We start from the raw sequence: 19,037 nt of genomic DNA, 5'->3' as shown, positions 1-19,037 counted from the left end.
ATAAAAATATAAAAATTCAAGCGTATTAATTATTCTACAGCCCCATACTGCTTTAAATATTCTATTAAAGCATCTCCTTTTTTGTAGTTAGCCCTTATATATGCTATTATAGATTCTCCATTATTATCTTTAGCATTAACATCTATTCCGTTTTTACATAGTATTTCAATAGTAGGCATCATCTCTTCCCTTGTAGCAGCCGACATAAAAACCATCATCAAAGCATTATCCCCATCATTATTTACAGCATTAATATCTATTTCAGCATCAATTAAAGTTTGTACAACATTACTATAGAGTTTATATGAAGCAACATGCAAAGCATTTTCTCCATAGCTATTTTTGGCATTAACATTTATCTTTGCCTTTATAAGCATTTTTGCAATATCATTTCTTCCCTCTGAAGCAGCAAATATTAAAGCATTATATCCAACACTATCTACTATATTAACATCAGCATTATGGCGTATAAGAAGTTTTACTATATTAGGATATCCCTTATGTGAAGCAAGCATTAAACCAGTAAGTCCGTCTTCTGCCGTAACATTTACATTAACTTTTCTATCTAACATAGTTACAACAGTTTCATATTTTCCATTTTCACATGCTTTTAAAAATTTCACTTCATCATCTGTTAAAGAATAAAGCTTACAAGAGAATATAAGCAATATAACACAAAAAACATTTTTCATAAATCTCCAAAAAGTTATATTGTTAAAATAATTAATTATGAATATTTGTTTTAAGCTTCAACATTTAAAGCACCGCCTGTTACTTTGGCAGCTACATTTATAGTTGTAGTTTTTTCAGCAAAGTCGGTTGTAACTGTAACTTCCACACCGCCTATGCTTTGCACATATTTATTGGTATTGCTAGTTGCTGATATACCTGTAATCATTATTCTACCCCTAAAATAAATTTGTAATAATGATTATATTTTATTATAAACTTATAATAAAAACAATACTAAAAAAATTATGTAATATTATTAATTTGCAATAATTATTAATTTATTTTTTTATAAGTTTTATCTATTACTTTTTTATACGGCATTAATATATATTGATTCATCTTGCCTCTCATCTTTTTTTGTACACTCGGAATAGATATTAAAGAGCCTATTAATTTCATCTGAAGCATTTTTCCTCTTTGTTTTTGAGGGAAATCATATACATTATGTTTTTTATAATATTTATGGTCTGCTTTCATTATTCCTTGCATAATATATATTAAATCTCTAAATATTTTCATTCCACCTATGCCGTAGAAGTTTTTAGGGCGTGAGCATTTATTTATTATAGCATAATTCATGGTGTTAGAGAGTTTTTTTAGCTCTTCTAAAGTGTTGTTTTGTTTATCGTTTGCCACATAAGTTAAGAAATTGCCGCCAACCTCGCAACGTGCTTCTATGAGTGTTTGTAAATTATATTCTCTCTCATAATCACCCGCTACAATATATCCAACAGGCATACCTTCAGTTACCATTCTATGACCATTGCAAAATTGTCTATCTTCATAAATCTTAAAACTAGAATGAGTATAATGATTTTCTATAGTAAAAGCATAAATAATAGCATTAGCCTTTTGTATCTCTCTTCTTAAAAACTCATCAAAACCATCTTTATAAACACATTTGCCTGTAATAGCACAGCCAAAACAACCCATACATCCGCCATGAAATTTATACTCTCTAATGTTTATCTCTCTTGTGCTGTAATTAAACATAGCCTTAAAATCTTCTATCATATTTCTTAAATTAGTATCATCTTTAGCACAGTTTGTAACTATAACAACATCTTTGTTTTCATCTTTAACAGATTGATTTTCAATTTGTCTTTTATAAATATTATTAATTTTCTCTTTATTGTTATAATTATTGGAGTTTATGTTTATATTGTTTTGAGCAGAAAATATTAAATAATTAAAAAATGATAATGCCTCTTCCTGACCTTTTTCAGTAAGCAAATCGTCCATATCAGCAGAAAAACCTCTTATGTATTTAAGATTCAAATCCAAACAATTTTCTTCTACAAACTTATGAGCTGTTGTATCATAAAAATGTTTTGAAGTTGATAGTTGTGTGGCGTATTTTTGAGATAAATCAAGATTCTTTTCTTTTAATAATTCTATAAATCTATGTAATTGATATGGTACCAAAAAAGTATAAACAGGGTAGGCAAATATTATTATATCTGCTTTATTAATTTCTTTTTCTATTTCATTAAAGTTTTTTTCGTAGTGTCTTATTTTTTGACCAACATTCAAAAAAGAAAATTTATGACTTTCAAAAGATTTTTCTAAAAAAAGTAATGTTTGTAAAGTAATGCTGTTATTTCCCTTAGGGCTTCCATTTATAACTAAAATATTCATTTATAATACTCCCTATTTTTTCTTCTTTTTTATTCTTAGAGAGTATTATATTTTATTAAATGAAAATTACAATATTAGTATCTCCATATACCCCAAATGTCTATTCCAGCTCCAAAAGCATTATTTATTTCAAAATCTCTATCTTTACGCATTAAACCTTGACCATCAGCATATGCCGTAAGACCTAATGTAAGATTTTCTACTAATGTAACTTGTAATTCGCCTTCTATACCATAATAGAGCTTGTATAGTCCTGTAGTTTTATAAATATTTCCTTCGAACATTAATCTTGGCATTATGTAATAATATAAAGCTCCGAGTTTAGATTCAAATTTTGCAGGAAGCATTATATAAAAACGCATACTGTCTGTAGCACGCTCTCCGTCATCATTGTATAAATAATTAAATAACATATCCTCAGCATAAGCTGCATCAATAGTAGCCCATCTGCTCTTTATACCATAATAGAAAGCAAGTTTTATAGGTAAACTTATCTGTATAGGAGCACTGTCAAATCTTGAAAGCATAACGGTACCGTATAAACTACCCCCTATTACCATAGGAGCAACTGAAGTATCTGCTACATTGTTTGTTATAGAAGATAATTGTATTCCGTAATGTAGAGAGATTGTAAACTCATCTAATATACCGCCTCTAAATAAAAACGAAAATTTAGGAGTTGTGCTTATAGCTAATTTAGCACCATAACGGCTTCCATCAGCAACACCAACAGACACAGGAAGTGATAATCTATATTTATCTGTTGCAAAACCAAAAGATGCTGAGTGTGTAGATATTATAGGAGAGTTTTTTTCATTTAAATTATTATATAAATTAAATTGATAACCTATACCAAATATGCCATAAGTTAAGCCAATAAATCCTTTAGGTAATATTGCAAAGTTCTGCTCTCCTTGAGAGTTTGTGATTGTATTATCAAACATATATCTTAAATCTAATAAAGAAACACCAAGTTTAAAAGGTGTATTATGATTCATAAGTGGAGAAAAGTTATAAATTGTGCTTATTCTATCGCTTCCAGCTCTTGTAGAGTTTACTCCGTCTATAAGGTTATGCATATTATCTTTGTCTAACATGTCGTCTATTGCAAATACATTAATACTAAAAATAAATAATAGTGCTATAATAACTTTTTTCATCTTTTAACCGCTCTCTCTCATTAAAATATATAGTAGTTTATAATATAAGATTTTTTTTTTCAAGCCTATGGGTATAATTTTATTTTTTTTAGTTATTTGTAAAAAAATGATAAAATTGTAATTGATTTTTTCTTATTTAAATATAAAATCTATCTTTAATAAAAATTAATAATCCTTATCGGAGTAACATATTATGAGAAAAGTAATTGATTTTAACACTAATTGGAAGTTTTTAGAAAAGTGGAGTGATGATATAAAAAACACCATTATAAAAACAACAAGTGTAACTTTACCTCATACTGTAAAAGAAATACCTCTTCATTATTTTGATGAATCTGATACTTGGCTTATTGCTGGTTATCAAAATATATTTAATTATAGTAAGAAAGATTTTATAAATAAGAGAGTTTTAATTAACTTTGAAGGTGTAATGGCTGCTGCAGAAGTATTTGTTAATTCAAAAAGTTTTGGCGAACATAAGGGCGGATATTTACCTTTTGTTTATGATATTACTGATTCTTTAGTTGATGGAGAAAATATTATAGCAGTTAAAGTTGATAGCACAGAGAGAAAAGATATTCCTCCTTTTGGAAATGAGATAGATTATTTATGTTATGGCGGTATATATAGGGAAGTACAAATTATTGTAGTTGATGAAGTTTCTATAGAGAATGTTATGGTGATAGGAGATGCTAAACAAAATATTACTGGAAAAGTGAGAATAAGAAACAGCAAAAAAGAAAATAAGAAAGAAACTTTATTTATTAATCTCTATAACAGAGCGTATCATATATGCGAGATAAAAAAAGAAATTAGTCTAAAAAAAGATGAATTATTTACTGATATAAACATAAAAGAATATATTAATAGTGATAGAATAGAGCTTTGGGATATTGATAATCCTAGACTTTATAGACTTGAGGCTTCTCTTTCTAATGAAGATGCTGTTAATATAAAAATGGGCTTTAGAGATGTTGAGTTTAGAGAAGACGGGTTCTTTTTGAACGACAAAAAAATAAAATTAAGAGGATTAAACAGACATCAGAGTTTTCCTTATGTTGGTTATGCTATGCCTGAAAGAATGCAGAAAAAAGATGCTGATATACTAAAATTTGATTTGGGACTTAATATAGTACGCTCTTCACATTATCCTGCTTCAAGACATTTTTTAGACAGATGTGATGAAATAGGTTTAATGGTTTTTGAAGAGATACCCGGATGGCAGCATATAGGAGATAAAGAGTGGCAGAGTGTTGCTATAGAAAATGTACGCGATATGATAGAGAGAGATTTTCATCATACTTCTATAATTATATGGGGAGTGAGAATTAATGAGAGTCAGGATAATCATAGCTTCTATAAAGAAACTAATAAAGTAGCTCATAAGTTGGATAAAACAAGACAAACAGGCGGTGTTAGATATATAATGGGAAGTGAGCTATTAGAAGATGTGTATACTATGAATGATTTTAATTGCGATGGAATTAATGACCCTATAAGAGCTCAAAAGTTTGTAACAAAATTAGATAAAAATGTACCTTATATGATAACAGAATATAATGGACATATGTTCCCTACAAAGATGCAAGACTCTGAAGAGCGTTTGATTGAACATACTAAAAGACATTTTGATGTTATTAATGCTGTTGCTATAGATGACAGTATATCTGGTTCTACTGGCTGGTGTGCTTTTGATTATCATACACATTATGATTTTGGTTCTGGAGACAGAATATGTTATCATGGTGTTTGCGATATGTTTAGAAATAAAAAATTGGCTGCAAGCGTATATTCTTCACAGATGAGTAAAAAATATGGTGTTGTATTAGAGCCTATTACTATATATGCAAGAGGTGAGAGAGCTATAGGCGGAATATCTCCTTTAATGGTTGCTACAAATTGCGATTATGTGGAGTTTTATTATAAGAATGAATTATTGGCAAAAGAATATCCTGCTTCTGCTAAATATCAAGGTTTAAAACATGCTCCTGTTATTATACAGATGGAGAGAAATATTCCCGGTGTTAGTGCTATGAATTGGGAAGATGCTAAAGTTGTAGGATATATAGATGGTAAGGCTGTAATAGAGAAACATTTCTTAAAAAATCCTACTTTTAAAGCATTGGAAATAACTGCTGATGATAAAGAAATCAATGCAGTAAGCAATGGTTCTGCATGGGACGCTACAAGAATAACAGTAAAGGCAGTTGATGCTATAGGAAACAGACTTCCATATATTAACGAAGCTATAAAAATAGAGGTTAAAGGCTCTGGTTCTTTAATAGGAAATGATAACCCTGTACTTGAGGGAGGATATTATTCTTTCTGGGTAAAATCCAACAACAAGAAAGGCTCTATAACAGTAACTGTTGCAAATAGCAGAGTAAAAACTAAAACTATAGAAATTAAAGTAAAATAAATATTATTAAATAGTTTTTATTATACAAAAATAATGCACCATGCATATTTATCAAAATATTATGATAACTATTAATTGAAATTTTATTGTTTTAATATAATATTGTCTAATTAATCTTAGATAAATAATAAATCATGTTTTTATTTTAAAAAAGAGGAAAATATGCAAAACAATATTGATAAAGTTTTAATACTAGATTTCGGCTCACAGTTTACACAGCTTATTACAAGAAGAATAAGGGAATTAAATGTTTATTCAGAGATTCAGCCATTTCATGTTTCAATAGATTTTATAAAAGAGTTTAACCCAAAAGCAATAATACTTTCAGGTGGTCCTTCAAGCGTATATGAAGAAGATGCTCCTAAAGTAGATAAAAAACTATTTGAACTTGGTGTGCCAATATTAGGAATATGTTATGGTATGCAGATAATAGTTTATTCTATGGGCGGAAAAGTTGAAAGTGCAGAAAAACGCGAATACGGAAAAGCTGAAATTGAAATAACTAATCATGAAAGCATATTTAAATCATTTGGTAAAAGCAATGTAGTGTGGATGAGTCATGGGGACAGTATTAAATCCATTCCTGAAGGTTTTGAACTTATAGCAAAGACACCTAATACAGAGTTAGCTGCTATAGAAAACAAACAAAAAAATATTTATGCTATACAATTTCACCCTGAGGTTGTTCATACAGAAAACGGAATAAAGATTATAGAAAATTTCTTATTTAATATTTGTAAATGCGAAAGAAATTGGAATATGGGTTCTTTTATAGAATATGAAATAAAAAGAATAAGAGAAACTGTAGGAGATAAAAATGTAATATTGGGTCTTTCTGGAGGAGTTGATTCTTCTGTAGCTGCGGTGTTAATAGAAAAAGCTATAGGAAAGCAATTAAAATGTATATTTGTTAATAATGGGCTTTTAAGAAAAGATGAAGATAAAAAGGTTGTTGAAGTATTTAGAGATAATTTTAATATTGATTTAATTTATGTTGATGCTTCAAAGAGATTTTTAGATAAGTTAGCTGGTGTTACAGACCCAGAACAGAAGAGAAAAATAATAGGTCATGAATTTGTAAGCGTGTTTAACGACGAAGCTAAAAAAATTGAGAATGTAGGATTTTTAGCACAAGGCACACTTTATCCTGATGTTATAGAGAGTGTATCATTAAGAGGAAGCTCTGCAGTTATAAAAAGCCATCATAATGTAGGGGGGCTTCCAAAGGACATGAAATTTGAACTTTTAGAACCATTTAGAGAATTATTTAAAGATGAAGTTAGAGAGATTGGCTTAGAATTAAAATTACCTGAAGATATAGTATACAGGCAGCCTTTCCCCGGTCCGGGTTTAGCGGTTAGAATATTAGGATATATTACAGAAGATAGAGTAAAAATACTTCAAGAGGCTGATGATATAGTTGTAAGCGAGATAAAAAAGGCAGGGCTTTACAGAAAATTATGGCAGTCTTTTGCTATACTTCTTCCTGTAAAAAGTGTCGGCGTTATGGGTGACGGTCGCACTTATGAGCAGGTTTGTGCTGTAAGATGTGTTGAGAGTGTTGATGCTATGACTGCTGATTGGGCTAAGATTGATTATAATGTTTTGGGTATAATATCAAACAGAATAATAAATGAAGTTAAAGGTATTAATAGAGTAGTTTATGATATATCTTCAAAACCGCCTGCTACTATAGAATGGGAATAATATAAATAGATGGATGCAAAAGTTAAATCGGTAAAAAATAAAACTATTGATTTTGATATAAATACAAAAGAAGGAAAAGTTTATTTAAATAAATGCATTATAGATAATGATGATATAAAAGAATACAAAAAAGAAGATATTATAAATAAAACTATAAATGGCAACACTTTTGATGTATTAAAAAAAATAGAAAAAAATATAGCTGATTTAATGATAGTTGATCCTCCTTATAATATATCAAAAAACTATCATGGATATGAGTTTAAAGACAGAGATAATTTAAGCTATGAGAAATATACTCATTTATGGGTAGAAAGTATTATTCCTATATTAAAAGAAAATGCCACAATATATGTATGCTGTGATTGGAAATCAAGTCTTGTGATAGGCAATGTATTAGAGAAATATTTTAACATACAAAACAGAATTACTTGGCAGCGAGAGAAGGGCAGAGGGGCAAAAAATAATTGGAAAAATGGAATGGAAGATATATGGTTTGCAACACTATCAAATAAATATACTTTTAATATAGATAAAGTAAAAATAAGAAGAAAAGTAATAGCACCATATAAGATAGAAGGAAAGCCAAAAGATTGGATAGAAACAGAAGATGGCAACTTTAGAGATACTTATCCATCTAACTTTTGGGACGATATATCCATTCCCTATTGGTCGATGCCTGAAAATACAGCTCACCCCACACAAAAACCAGAAAAATTAATAGCAAAACTAATATTAGCTAGCTCAAATGAAAATGATTTTGTATTTGACCCTTTTTTAGGAAGCGGTACTACTTCTGTTGTCGCAGAGAAATTAGGCAGAAACTACTCAGGTATAGAGCAAAACCCCTCATATTGTGCTTGGGCAGAAAAAAGAATAGAGCTTGCAAAACAAAACAAAGAAATACAAGGCTACACCAATAATATTTTTTGGGAAAGAAACACAATGCAGCTTCAAAATAAACTAAAAAAATAATTGAAAAAATATGATTTTATGTTAAAATAAATACAGTATTTTTAATATTTTTTGATTAAAGACTCATTATATGCATGTTGATATCATAAATTACATTAAAGCTGATAATGTCAAAATAATATACAAAAATACCACTTTTCAAGATTTAATTTCTATATCATCAAAAAATCCTCCAAAAATCTTCGTTGTTACAAATGCCAATAAAAAAATTTTTGGTGTTATTATATATAATGATTTGCTTGTAGCAATGTCAAAGCAAATGAAAAAAAAGAACATAGACTGCATGGCTCATCAAAATATATCTAAATTCATTTCTAAAAATTATATAAAAGTATCCTTTAATGCTAATACAAATAATGTGTTTGATATGATGATAGATAAAAAACTAGATTATGCCGTTGTTGTTGATGATAAAGATTTTCCTATAGGTATAGTAGATATATATACTTTATATGATGTTATTATTAAATTAAAAATAAGAAATATAAAACTTAGTGTAGATAATATAGAACTTGAATCTTCTATAGAAAAAGATAGATTTATTAAAGAGTTAAAAAAAGAGATAGATATATTAAATGAACAATCAATAATTGACCATATTACTAATTTATATAATATAAGATATTTTTATAAGGTTATAGAAGAGGAAGCGGAAAGAGCTAAACGTTATAAATATACTATATCACTTATATTTATGGATTTGGATCATTTTAAGAATGTAAATGATATATACGGTCATGATTGCGGCAATTTAGTGTTGCATGAAATAGGGCGTTTATTAACTTCATCATCTGATAATATACTTAGAAGAAGCGATATTTCTTTTAGATACGGAGGCGAAGAGTTTGTTATTATTTGTCCTAATACTAATAAGGATGAAGCATATACTGTTGGAGAGAGAATTAGAAGAACTATTGAAAAGAAAGTTTTTAATTATGAATCTCAGGATATAAAAATTACTGTTAGTATAGGTATATCTGAATATAGGCATAATTCAAAAATATCAATATTTCAAAGTGTAAAAGAATCAGATATGGCTATGTATGAGGCTAAACATCAAGGCAGAAACAAAGTTATCATATATGATGATAGAATATTTAATAAAAAATAGTATATTATTATAAGGATTATTTATGGAAAGTTTATTTTTGCCAAATTATACTATTGGAAGCGATGCATATAACTATATAGATGATATATGTAAAAATTATGGTTCTAATGCTGTAATTATTTCTGGAAAAAAATCTTTAAGTGCTTCAAGAGATATTTTATTAAAGAGCTTAAAAAACATAAAAATAGCTGCTGAAGTTTATTATGGCGGGGTTGCTAGCTATGAGAATGTTGAGATGCTTAAAAATATTAAAGAGATAAAAGAAGCGGATATGATTTTTGCTGTTGGCGGAGGACGCTGTGTTGATACTGTTAAGACACTTTGTGATATGATAAACAAGCCTTTATTTACATTTCCTACATTAGCTTCTAATTGTGCGGCGGTTACAAGTTTATCTGTTATGTATAATAGTGATGATTCTTATAAGGATTTGTATACCGAAAAAAGACCCGCTATTCACACTTTTATTAATACAGATATTATATTAAACTCTCCTGAGAGATATTTTGTTGCTGGTATGGGAGATGCTTTGTCTAAGCAATATGAAACTTTATTTTCTACAAGAAATGAAGTTTTTGATTATAAAAATTTTTTAGGTTATGAAATAATAAAAGAATGTTCTAATGATATAATAAAATATTCTTTAAAAGCCTTTAATGATTTTAAAAACAAAAAGCCTACTGATGATTTTAATAGAGTAGTTTTACATATAGTATATACTACAGGGCTTACATCTGTTACTATGAGAGATGATTATCATATATCATTGCCTCATGCTGTATATAATGGCCTTACAAGAATAAAAGAAATAGGCGAGAAGTATTTTCATGGAGAGCTTGTAGCTTATGGCATACTTTTGCTTTTAACTATGGATAAACAATTTGATGAACTTGAAAAAGTTTTTAATTTTAATAAATCTTTATCTCTTCCAACTTCAATAAAAGCAATAGGTATAAAAGATATAAGTTTAGAAGATGAAGAATTATCAAGAGTTTTAGATGGGGCATATGTTTCAAAAGATTTGGAGGTTTCGCCTTATCCTATTACTAAAGATATGATAATTAATGCGATGATAGAACTTGAAGAATATAATATAAAAAAAGCATTATAATTTTTTATTTAATATTTAATTAAAAAATAAAAAGCTCTGGAGTAATGATTTTTTTCTCCAGAGCTTAATTTTTATTAACTATATTTTTTATCTTAATGTTATAACATAATTCCATTGAGGCATTGGATATCTTCCAGTTTTTCCAACAGGAAGTCCATTAGAATCTGTTATTTCAGCCTCAGCATATAATAAATATCTGCCTTTAGGTAAATATTGTCCGCCGCTTAATGGAGATTTTCTTCCTGCAAAATAGAACTGAGTTTGTGCTTGTCCGTCTATAACATATATTTTTGGAAGATAGAATATTAAATCTCTGCTTAAAATATTATAATTATCATCTATTCTTCTAGCATAAAATCTTATTCTAGCAAATTTACCTTGAGGAGGTGTTTTTACAGCTAAAGTTATTAATAATGGGTCGCTTCTAGAAGCAACAAATCTGTCATTATAGTTTATTATAAAAGAGCTTATATTAACAGCTTGATTATTAATTGCTGTATTATTTAATGTTTGATTATTTCCTGTATTAGGCTCTACAACTACTGTTCCTGTAGTGTCATAAATATATGCAGAGCTTCCAGAAGAGGGTTTTTGAGTAGGCTGAGGTGCTATATCTGGTATATTTATATTGTTATTAGCTTCATATAGTCCATCTTCTGTTAATGCTATAGCGTTGTTATTTGTATTTATATTAGTTTCTGTTATAGTAGGGTCAATAGTTTGATTTGTAGATAGGAAATCTTTTTCTTCTTGTGTAATATCTTCACCGAATATATCATCTATAGTAGTATCAGTTGTTGTTTCTGTTGTATTTGTTTCTGGGAAGTCCAAATTAGGCATTCCTTTACTGTTTAATATACTTCTTACAATAAAAAATCCTGCAACAGCTACTATTAATATTAAAAGAATTATTATCACTGGTTTTAATTTTGTTTTTATTTCGTTTGGCATATATGATATCCTTAGAATTTTTTCAATATATGCAAATTAATTCGGATAATAATAAAAATGTTTTATAAAAAAATAATTAAAAATATGTCAATCCAACAATATATTAATCCCAAAGGAAGCTTTTTAATTCTTTGGATAAGTTAAGACCTGATAATTTTTTAAGAGCTTTTATTTGTATTTGTCTTACTCTCTCTCTTGTGATATTTAATTCTTTTCCTGTATCTTCTAATGTTTTAGGTTCTTTTCCATAGAGTCCGAATCTTTCTATAATTACGGTTCTTTCTTTTTCATCTAGAGCTTTTAATGCTTCTGTTAAAGTATCTCTTAAACTTTCCATAAAGGCGTCTTGATGAGGCGAAGGAAAATGTTTGTCTTCAATAAAAGAAGTCATATCATTATTATCAGAGTTTTTAAAGAAAGAATCCACACTTGCTGTTTCTTGAGTGAATATTATTATAGATGAGAGTGTTTTTCTATCTATTTTCATTTCTTTTGCTATTTCATCTATTGAAGGCTCTCTGCCAAGCTGTTGTGTGAGGTTTTTTGATATTTGTATGCTTTTTTTTATTAATCTTGCAATATGCATTGGGAATCTTATAATATGTCTTTTGCTTGATATTTCTTTAACTATACTTTGTTTTATCCACCATACCCCATATGTTGAAAACTTAAATCCCTTTCTATACTCGAACCTTTTTACCGCCTCTATTAAGCCAATATTCCCTTCATCAATTATATCTATAAATGGAACTCCGCTATTATAATATCTTTTTGCAATACTAATAACGAGTCTTAAATTTGATTTTACTAATTTATGCTGAATAGAATCTATTTCTTTATCAATCTCTTCAATTTCTTTAGAATACTTTTCTTCGCCTTCATCTATTAGCTTTTTTTTATCTTCTCGGCACACTTCAAGACGCTGCCATAATTCTAATTCTTCTTCCTTTGTGAGTCTGCGTATTTCACCTATTTGTTTTAGATATACGCTGACAGGACCTTTGTATTCTTCGTTAATATCTTTTTTCAAGTGCTATTTTTCCTATCAAAAGAATATAAAAATTTAATATATATAGAATAAAAGATTTTTAAAAATTGTCAAGGTTATAAGTATAAACTTGCTTCTATTCCTATTTTATTTTCCATGCTTCTATAAGCATATAACTGTTTTGAACGTGCATATTCATATTTTAAGCCTATTATTACTCTATATATTTCAAAACCAACTCCTACCGATATGCTAGGGGTCCACTCATTATAGGAATTAAGTATTGTATATTTATTATATTCTCTTTTTACAGTATTTATTTCATCTAAATTTGCAGCTAAATATATACTGCTTATAAAACTAATCTCTCCCCATATTGGTACTCTAAAGTCAATCCCAGAAAATATACCAAATAAATTAACAAAATTCGACTTTTTAAATCCAGTGATTGCAAAATAGCTGCCTCCATAAAATGTAAACCAAGAATATTTATAATGCAAAGAAAATTGCATCTGTTCAAAACCGCTATCCCTAAACTCTTCTGTTGTTCTATCATATAGAGTTTCATCTCCAAGTATATCTCCCGCAATATGGGCACATATATGCCTTAAAGGAGTAAATCTAAATCTTAGAGTATCATTATATATATAGTCAAAAAATGTCTCTACCTGCATATAAGTACCATACATCAAGCTTTGTCCATAATATTGGCTAGTACCATTTTTGTATTTAGATAAGAAAAAATGTGTTAAAAAACCAACTCCAATTTTAAATCTGTGTATATCCATATATTTAAAAGATATAGGTGTTACTTCTGTTGCTAGAGTAGGCTGATAAAAAAAGTCCATATTATCAAATTTGAAATTAGGGTTTTTATACATTTCTTTTATATTAAAAATTGTTCCCATGAAAAAACTGCTGTTGTAGGCATTAGGATCAGCCCAAGAAGAAAAGTATCTGTCTGTTTCATAATTTTTAAAAGGGTTATAGCTCCATTTCAATTTTGTATTTGTTTCGTATGTATCCATTTTTAATTTTATTGAATCAGTTCCTTGTGCATATATTATATGCATACTTAGAATAAATATTATTAGAATAGTGTGTTTCATAAAATCCTCCAATGTCTTGAACAATGTTCATTTTAAGCTATAAAAAATTTTTGTCAATAGAGTATAATAAAAAGCTTTAAATTTTTATATTTATAATATACAATATATGAAAATTTAAAATTGATTAATATTATGGGTTTGTTATTAAGAGTATTTATTATATTTTTGGCATTTTTTATATCAGAAATATATTCATTGGAATATAGTTTTTATCCTAGGGAATATATAAAGTTTAATAGGAATTATGTGGATATAAATAATATAAACTATGTGGAATATTCTCAAAGTTTAAGAATATTAGATTTTCCTATGACCAGCAAAGCTATATGGTTTAATAAAATATTTTTACTAGATGTTGTTTTTGAATTGTATAATATGTTAGCATATTCTCCAAATGTGAACACTAAGGTTTACTACTTAGCCTTTTATAGAACTTTAAAAGAGATAGAAGTTTTTGCTAGTAAAAGTAAAAACTTCTCTGTATTTTATCAATATTCAAGTACTATGCAAAACTATTATAATAATATGATTAGAAATATTTCTATATCATATAATAAATTTAATTTTGATACTCATATGTATATTGGTTTTAACTTTTATATTTAGTAAATCTTTAATTTTTTAATCAGTTAATTATTTTATTTTTTCTTTTAAAATATTTGCAATTATAATTATTTATGATATATTATTAGTATTAAAGTTTTTAAATAAAGGTTATAGGTGTCTGACTTAAAAGTATATAAAATAATATCTTTAGATGGTCCTTCAGGTGCTGGTAAAAGTACAGTAGCTAAGTTGGTAGCTAAGAAGTTAGGATATAAATATTTAGATACTGGTGCTATGTATAGGGCTGTAACCTTATTTTTTTTAAATAAAAACGTTAATATACAAAATGATAATGAGATCATATCTGCTATCAGCGATTTAAAAATTAGTTTTGACAATGACAACAAAATATACTTAAATGATGTAGATGTTAGTGAAGAAATAAGAAGTATAAAAGTTGTTAATATGGTTTCTAAAGTATCTTCTATTAGTGCAGTTAGAAAAAGCATGGTTTCTTTACAGAGAGACATTGCTGAAAACGGTGAATATGTTGTAGACGGCAGAGATATAGGAAGTGTTGTTTTTCCTCTTGCAAAATATAAGTTTTACATAGATGCTTCTGTTGAAATTAGAGCTAAAAGAAGATATGAAGAAGAAATACAAAAAGGTAAAGATATAACTTTTGAAGAAGTGCTTGATAGTATAAAAAAAAGAGATGAGTTTGACTCTAATAGGGAAGATAGTCCCCTAGTGGTACCTAAAGATGCTATTATTATAGATACTACAAATATGACTATAGATGAAGTTGTACAAAAAATCACAGATGTGGTTTTTAATAAAAAGTCTAATGAATAATTAGATATTAACCTGATTTTAAGTTCAGGAGGGAGAGGGAAGAATGATGGAAGATAATAATTTATCAGAACAACAAAATGAATTTCTTAAGGCATTAGAGGAGAGTGACAATAAAACGCACTTTAAACTTGGAAGTGTTATTAGCGGAAAAATAGTTCAATTCGATGACACTGATGTTTTTATAGATTTTAATTATAAGGTTGAAGGTAAAATAAATAGAGATGAGTTTGATAAAGAACCTGTTAAGGGTGAAGAGATTGAGGCTGTAATAAAGGGGCAAGATAATAGCAAAGGCTATGTTATTTTATCTAAGAGAGAGATTGATAAGAGAAAGGCACAGGATTTAATAGAGGACGCTGTAAAAAATGCTGCTCCTATAAATGGTGTTGTTAAAGAGGCTATTAAGGGCGGATTTACCGTTTCTTTAATGGGACATAATGCTTTTTGTCCTTTTTCTCAAATTGATATTGCTAGAGGAATTAAAGAGGCTGATTATATAGGTAAAGAGTTTCAATTTAAGATTATTGATAAAAAAGGTAATAAAGATATTGTTGTTTCTAGAAAAGCTTTACAGGAAGAGACTCAAAATAAAGTAATAGAAGAATATTTATCAAATTTGAAAGAAGGCGATATAGTAGAAGGAAAAGTTAAAAACATAGAGAAATTCGGTGCTTTTATACAATTAACAGAAGGTTTAGACGGTTTCCTTGCTATACCAAATATGTCTTGGGCTAAGATTATTAATCCTAAAAACATTATTACTAAAGGTGAAGAGAGAAAGTTCCAAGTTTTATCTGTTGATAAAGAAAAAAGAAAAGTTGATTTAGGTATTAAACAGCTTGAGGGAGACACTTGGTATAAGTTTGTTGAAGAGTATCATGTTGGAGATATTATTAAAGGTGAAGTTACTAGCGTTAAAAAGTTTGGTGCTTTTGTAAATGTATACGATGGAGTTGAGGGGCTTATACATGTTTCTGATTTGAGTTGGAACTCTCATGTTAATAATCCTAATGATTTTGTTAAGGTTGGTGCTTATTTAGAATGTAAAATTCTTGATATGAATGTACCTGAGAGAAAATTAACTTTAGGATTAAAACAAGTTCAAGATAATCCTTGGGACAGTGCTGATAGAGATTTCCCTGTTAAGAGTTCTGTAAAATGTAAGGTAAAAAGAATATTCAAAGACTTTGCTGTATTTGAACTTCCTAATGGTCTTGAGGGTATATGTGATATTAGTGATTTTGATTGGATGAACAATACTGTTAATATTAAAGATTATATAAAAGAAAATGAAGAAGTTGAAATGGTTATTATGTCTATAGACAGAGATAAGCAAAGAATTAAACTTAGCTATAAACATACTAAAGAAAGTCCTTGGAGAGTATTTGACAAGGCTCATCCTCATGGCTCTATAGTTAATGGTACTGTTAAGGCTATTATAGATTCTGGAGTTATTGTTTCTTTAGAAAATGATTTAGAAGGATATATGCATATTTCTCAAATAGATTTACCTAAGGGTGAGAGTTTAGAAAATGTACTTAAAGTTGGAGAGAGTTATCCTTTTGTTGTAAGAGAAGTTAATCAGGTAAAAAGAAGAATATCGCTTTCTAGAAGAGAGTATATGGAAGCTGAAAACAAAAAAGAAACTCAAAACTATATTTCTAAAGAAGAGCCTACTTCTTTAACTTATAATCCTTTCGATAATATTAAAAACTAATTTATATATTTATAATTCTAAAATCATAAGTATATTTATGGTTTTAGAATTATTTTTTTATTATCATTAAATATAAATTGACAAATAATTGCTTATATCATAAAATTGATTATTGTGTTTTATGTATAAGCTTTTTTTCTTTATTATTTTTATTTTATCAATATGCTCATGTTCTAAAAATGAGATTAATGATAACAGCAAAAACAATACAATAATTCAAAACAAAAAAATAGAAAAAATAATATCACTCTCTCCTGCTGTTACTGATATATTGATTGATTTGGATGTAGCTAATAAAATAATAGCTACTGACACTTTTTCAAAAGATATTCTTAAAAAAAATAATATAGATGTTTCTAATATTTTTGATATGTTAAACCCAGATGCAGAAAAAATTATTTCTCTTGACTCTGACATTATATTTATAAATAATCTCACTGCATTTTACACCAAAAACTCTATTCTTTCATTCTCTAATATTGCAATTATAACAATTACAAACAGTGAAACTCTAAAAGGTATAGAAAATGATATATATTTTTTTGGCAATGTTTTGAATGCTGATGATAAGGCTCAAGAAATTGTTTATAATATGCGTACAAAAATAAAAGAGATAAAAGATATAGGCAGCACTATCACAAACAAAAAAACTGTTTATTTTGAGATATCTTCTCTTCCAAATTTATATAGTTTTGGCACTAATGTTTATTTAGATGATATTATTAACATTATAGGGGCTAAGAATATTTTTTCTAACAGAAATGAATGGATAAATGTATCTGAAGAAGATGTTGTATATTTAAATCCTGATATAATTTTTACAAGTGTTGATTATGTAGATAACCCTGTAGCAGAAATAACTAATAGGCCTGCTTGGAGAGATATTGATGCTGTAAAAAATAATAAAGTATTTTTTGTAGAAGGAACATCTCTTCCAACGCATAATATAGTTTCTTCTATAATATTAATGGCTAAATATATTTATCCAGAAGAATATAAGGATATTAAATAAAATTATGATAAAAAAAATAATAATAATTTTTATTTTACTTATATCATCTATTATAACATCAATATGTATAGGAAGCGTTTTTATTTCGCCTAAAGAAGTAATCTCTATAGTGTTATATAAGCTATTTAATTTGGGTTTTGTTGAAAATATAAATAAAATAAATATTGTATTTAATATAAGACTTCCGCATATTATTTTATCATTATTTGTGGGTGCTTCTTTATCTATGACAGGTATTGTTATGCAGTCTATATTAAAAAACAGTTTAGCTTCTGTGTATAATTTGGGTATATCTTCTGGGGCAGGTTTGGGGGTGAGTTTAATTATAATTAGCGGTATATATTTTAACTATTACTTTTTTATAATTTTTTCTGTTCTTTTTGGATTTATCACAATACTATTTATACTTTTCATTTCAAAAAAAATAGATAAAGATATCAGCAGCAATTCTATAATACTTGCGGGGGTTGTTATATCATTATTTTTTAGCTCTATTATGAGTTTTTTTGCCTATGCTTTTCCTAAGTATTCTAATCAGATAATATTTTGGCAGTTGGGTAATTTATTTGTTAGGAATTATTTTGATATTTTTATTATAATATTATTAACTATAATATTTCTTATTGTTTTAGTAAAAAAATCTAATATTTTAGACATTATGACTTTTGGAGATAAAGAGAGTATGCTTCTTGGAATTAATGCTAAAAAGTATAGAATATTATTTATATTATTATCTTCTTTGGTTACTGGAGTTTTGGTTGCTTTTGTTGGGGTGATTGGGTTTATAGATTTAATATCTCCGCATATTGCAAGGCGTCTTTTTGGGGCTAAGCATATTATAGTTATTCCTATGAGTGCTTTAATTGGGGCTTTGATTTTGAATATTGCTGATATATTTTCGAGGGTTATTATTTCTGGTTCTAATATTCCAATAGGTATAGTTACTGCTATTATAGGGGCTCCTTTCTTTTTGTATGTTTTTATTAAAAATTAGGATTATTTGTTT

General features: G+C 27.8%; 17 protein-coding genes. 10 read left to right on the top strand and 7 right to left on the bottom strand.

Annotated features, from left to right (window positions below):
- Window positions 1-29: 29 nt before the first annotated feature.
- The 4 genes from GQX97_RS04030 to GQX97_RS04020 all read right to left on the bottom strand — a co-directional run bounded on the left by GQX97_RS04030 (window position 30) and on the right by GQX97_RS04020 (window position 3,530).
- On the bottom strand, window positions 30-692 hold the full coding sequence (locus tag GQX97_RS04030) for an ankyrin repeat domain-containing protein (RefSeq protein WP_157150659.1): 663 nt from the start codon (window positions 690-692) through the stop codon (window positions 30-32).
- A gap of 50 nt (window positions 693-742) precedes the next feature.
- Window positions 743-898, bottom strand: a complete 156-nt coding sequence (locus tag GQX97_RS14775) for a hypothetical protein (RefSeq protein ID WP_198391196.1) — start codon at window positions 896-898, stop codon at window positions 743-745.
- Window positions 899-1,005: 107 nt separating this feature from the next.
- Window positions 1,006-2,370, bottom strand: coding sequence for an NAD(P)H-dependent oxidoreductase (locus tag GQX97_RS04025; RefSeq protein WP_157150658.1), 1,365 nt, complete (start codon window positions 2,368-2,370; stop codon window positions 1,006-1,008).
- Between the two features lie 74 nt (window positions 2,371-2,444).
- Window positions 2,445-3,530 (bottom strand): cell surface protein, encoded by a 1,086-nt coding sequence (locus GQX97_RS04020; RefSeq protein ID WP_157150657.1) that lies wholly within the window; start codon window positions 3,528-3,530, stop codon window positions 2,445-2,447.
- Window positions 3,531-3,723: 193 nt separating this feature from the next.
- Here GQX97_RS04020 and GQX97_RS04015 point away from each other — a divergent pair, with 193 nt between their 5' ends.
- The 5 genes from GQX97_RS04015 (at window position 3,724) to GQX97_RS03995 (ending at window position 10,853) form a co-directional block, all read left to right on the top strand.
- Window positions 3,724-5,949: a glycoside hydrolase family 2 protein gene (locus GQX97_RS04015; RefSeq protein WP_157150656.1), complete on the top strand. Its 2,226-nt coding sequence runs from the start codon at window positions 3,724-3,726 to the stop codon at window positions 5,947-5,949.
- 162 nt (window positions 5,950-6,111) lie between these two features.
- Window positions 6,112-7,656, top strand: a complete 1,545-nt coding sequence (gene guaA, locus GQX97_RS04010; protein WP_157150655.1) for a glutamine-hydrolyzing GMP synthase — start codon at window positions 6,112-6,114, stop codon at window positions 7,654-7,656.
- A gap of 9 nt (window positions 7,657-7,665) precedes the next feature.
- On the top strand, window positions 7,666-8,631 hold the full coding sequence (locus GQX97_RS04005) for a DNA methyltransferase (protein ID WP_157150654.1): 966 nt from the start codon (window positions 7,666-7,668) through the stop codon (window positions 8,629-8,631).
- A 70-nt stretch (window positions 8,632-8,701) separates the two neighbouring features.
- On the top strand, window positions 8,702-9,742 hold the full coding sequence (locus tag GQX97_RS04000; RefSeq protein ID WP_157150653.1) for a GGDEF domain-containing protein: 1,041 nt from the start codon (window positions 8,702-8,704) through the stop codon (window positions 9,740-9,742).
- A gap of 22 nt (window positions 9,743-9,764) precedes the next feature.
- A complete protein-coding gene (locus GQX97_RS03995; protein WP_157150652.1) occupies window positions 9,765-10,853 on the top strand; it encodes an iron-containing alcohol dehydrogenase family protein in 1,089 nt (362 codons plus the stop codon).
- 87 nt (window positions 10,854-10,940) lie between these two features.
- Here the strand turns inward: GQX97_RS03995 and GQX97_RS03990 are convergent, their stop codons facing one another.
- From GQX97_RS03990 to GQX97_RS03980, 3 genes are all read right to left on the bottom strand, one after another.
- On the bottom strand, window positions 10,941-11,804 hold the full coding sequence (locus tag GQX97_RS03990) for a hypothetical protein (RefSeq protein WP_157150651.1): 864 nt from the start codon (window positions 11,802-11,804) through the stop codon (window positions 10,941-10,943).
- A 103-nt stretch (window positions 11,805-11,907) separates the two neighbouring features.
- A complete protein-coding gene (locus GQX97_RS03985; protein ID WP_157150650.1) occupies window positions 11,908-12,834 on the bottom strand; it encodes an RNA polymerase sigma factor RpoD/SigA in 927 nt (308 codons plus the stop codon).
- 74 nt (window positions 12,835-12,908) lie between these two features.
- Complete coding sequence (locus tag GQX97_RS03980; RefSeq protein WP_157150649.1) at window positions 12,909-13,901, bottom strand: hypothetical protein; 993 nt, start codon at window positions 13,899-13,901, stop codon at window positions 12,909-12,911.
- Window positions 13,902-14,033: 132 nt separating this feature from the next.
- On the opposite strand from GQX97_RS03980, the gene GQX97_RS03975 reads away from it, so the two are divergent.
- The 5 genes from GQX97_RS03975 to GQX97_RS03955 all read left to right on the top strand — a co-directional run bounded on the left by GQX97_RS03975 (window position 14,034) and on the right by GQX97_RS03955 (window position 19,025).
- Window positions 14,034-14,507 carry a hypothetical protein gene (locus GQX97_RS03975; RefSeq protein WP_157150648.1) on the top strand — a complete coding sequence of 158 codons (474 nt, stop codon included), beginning with the start codon at window positions 14,034-14,036 and terminating at the stop codon, window positions 14,505-14,507.
- Window positions 14,508-14,621: 114 nt separating this feature from the next.
- Window positions 14,622-15,302, top strand: a complete 681-nt coding sequence (gene cmk, locus GQX97_RS03970; protein WP_157150647.1) for a (d)CMP kinase — start codon at window positions 14,622-14,624, stop codon at window positions 15,300-15,302.
- Window positions 15,303-15,348: 46 nt separating this feature from the next.
- Entirely contained in the window at window positions 15,349-17,019 is a 1,671-nt protein-coding gene (locus tag GQX97_RS03965; RefSeq protein ID WP_157150898.1) for a S1 RNA-binding domain-containing protein, read from the top strand.
- A 121-nt stretch (window positions 17,020-17,140) separates the two neighbouring features.
- The gene (locus tag GQX97_RS03960; protein ID WP_157150646.1) at window positions 17,141-18,031 is read left to right on the top strand and encodes an ABC transporter substrate-binding protein; all 891 of its coding nucleotides are present in this window, start codon (window positions 17,141-17,143) and stop codon (window positions 18,029-18,031) included.
- A gap of 4 nt (window positions 18,032-18,035) precedes the next feature.
- On the top strand, window positions 18,036-19,025 hold the full coding sequence (locus tag GQX97_RS03955) for an iron ABC transporter permease (RefSeq protein WP_157150645.1): 990 nt from the start codon (window positions 18,036-18,038) through the stop codon (window positions 19,023-19,025).
- The last annotated feature ends 12 nt before the right edge of the window (window positions 19,026-19,037 follow it).

This window comes from Brachyspira sp. SAP_772 (assembly GCF_009755885.1).
In the GTDB taxonomy this organism is placed as follows: Bacteria; Spirochaetota; Brachyspiria; order Brachyspirales; family Brachyspiraceae; genus Brachyspira.
The sequence above is the reverse complement of the archived record's forward strand: the minus strand, read 5'-3'. Positions and strand labels throughout refer to the sequence as shown.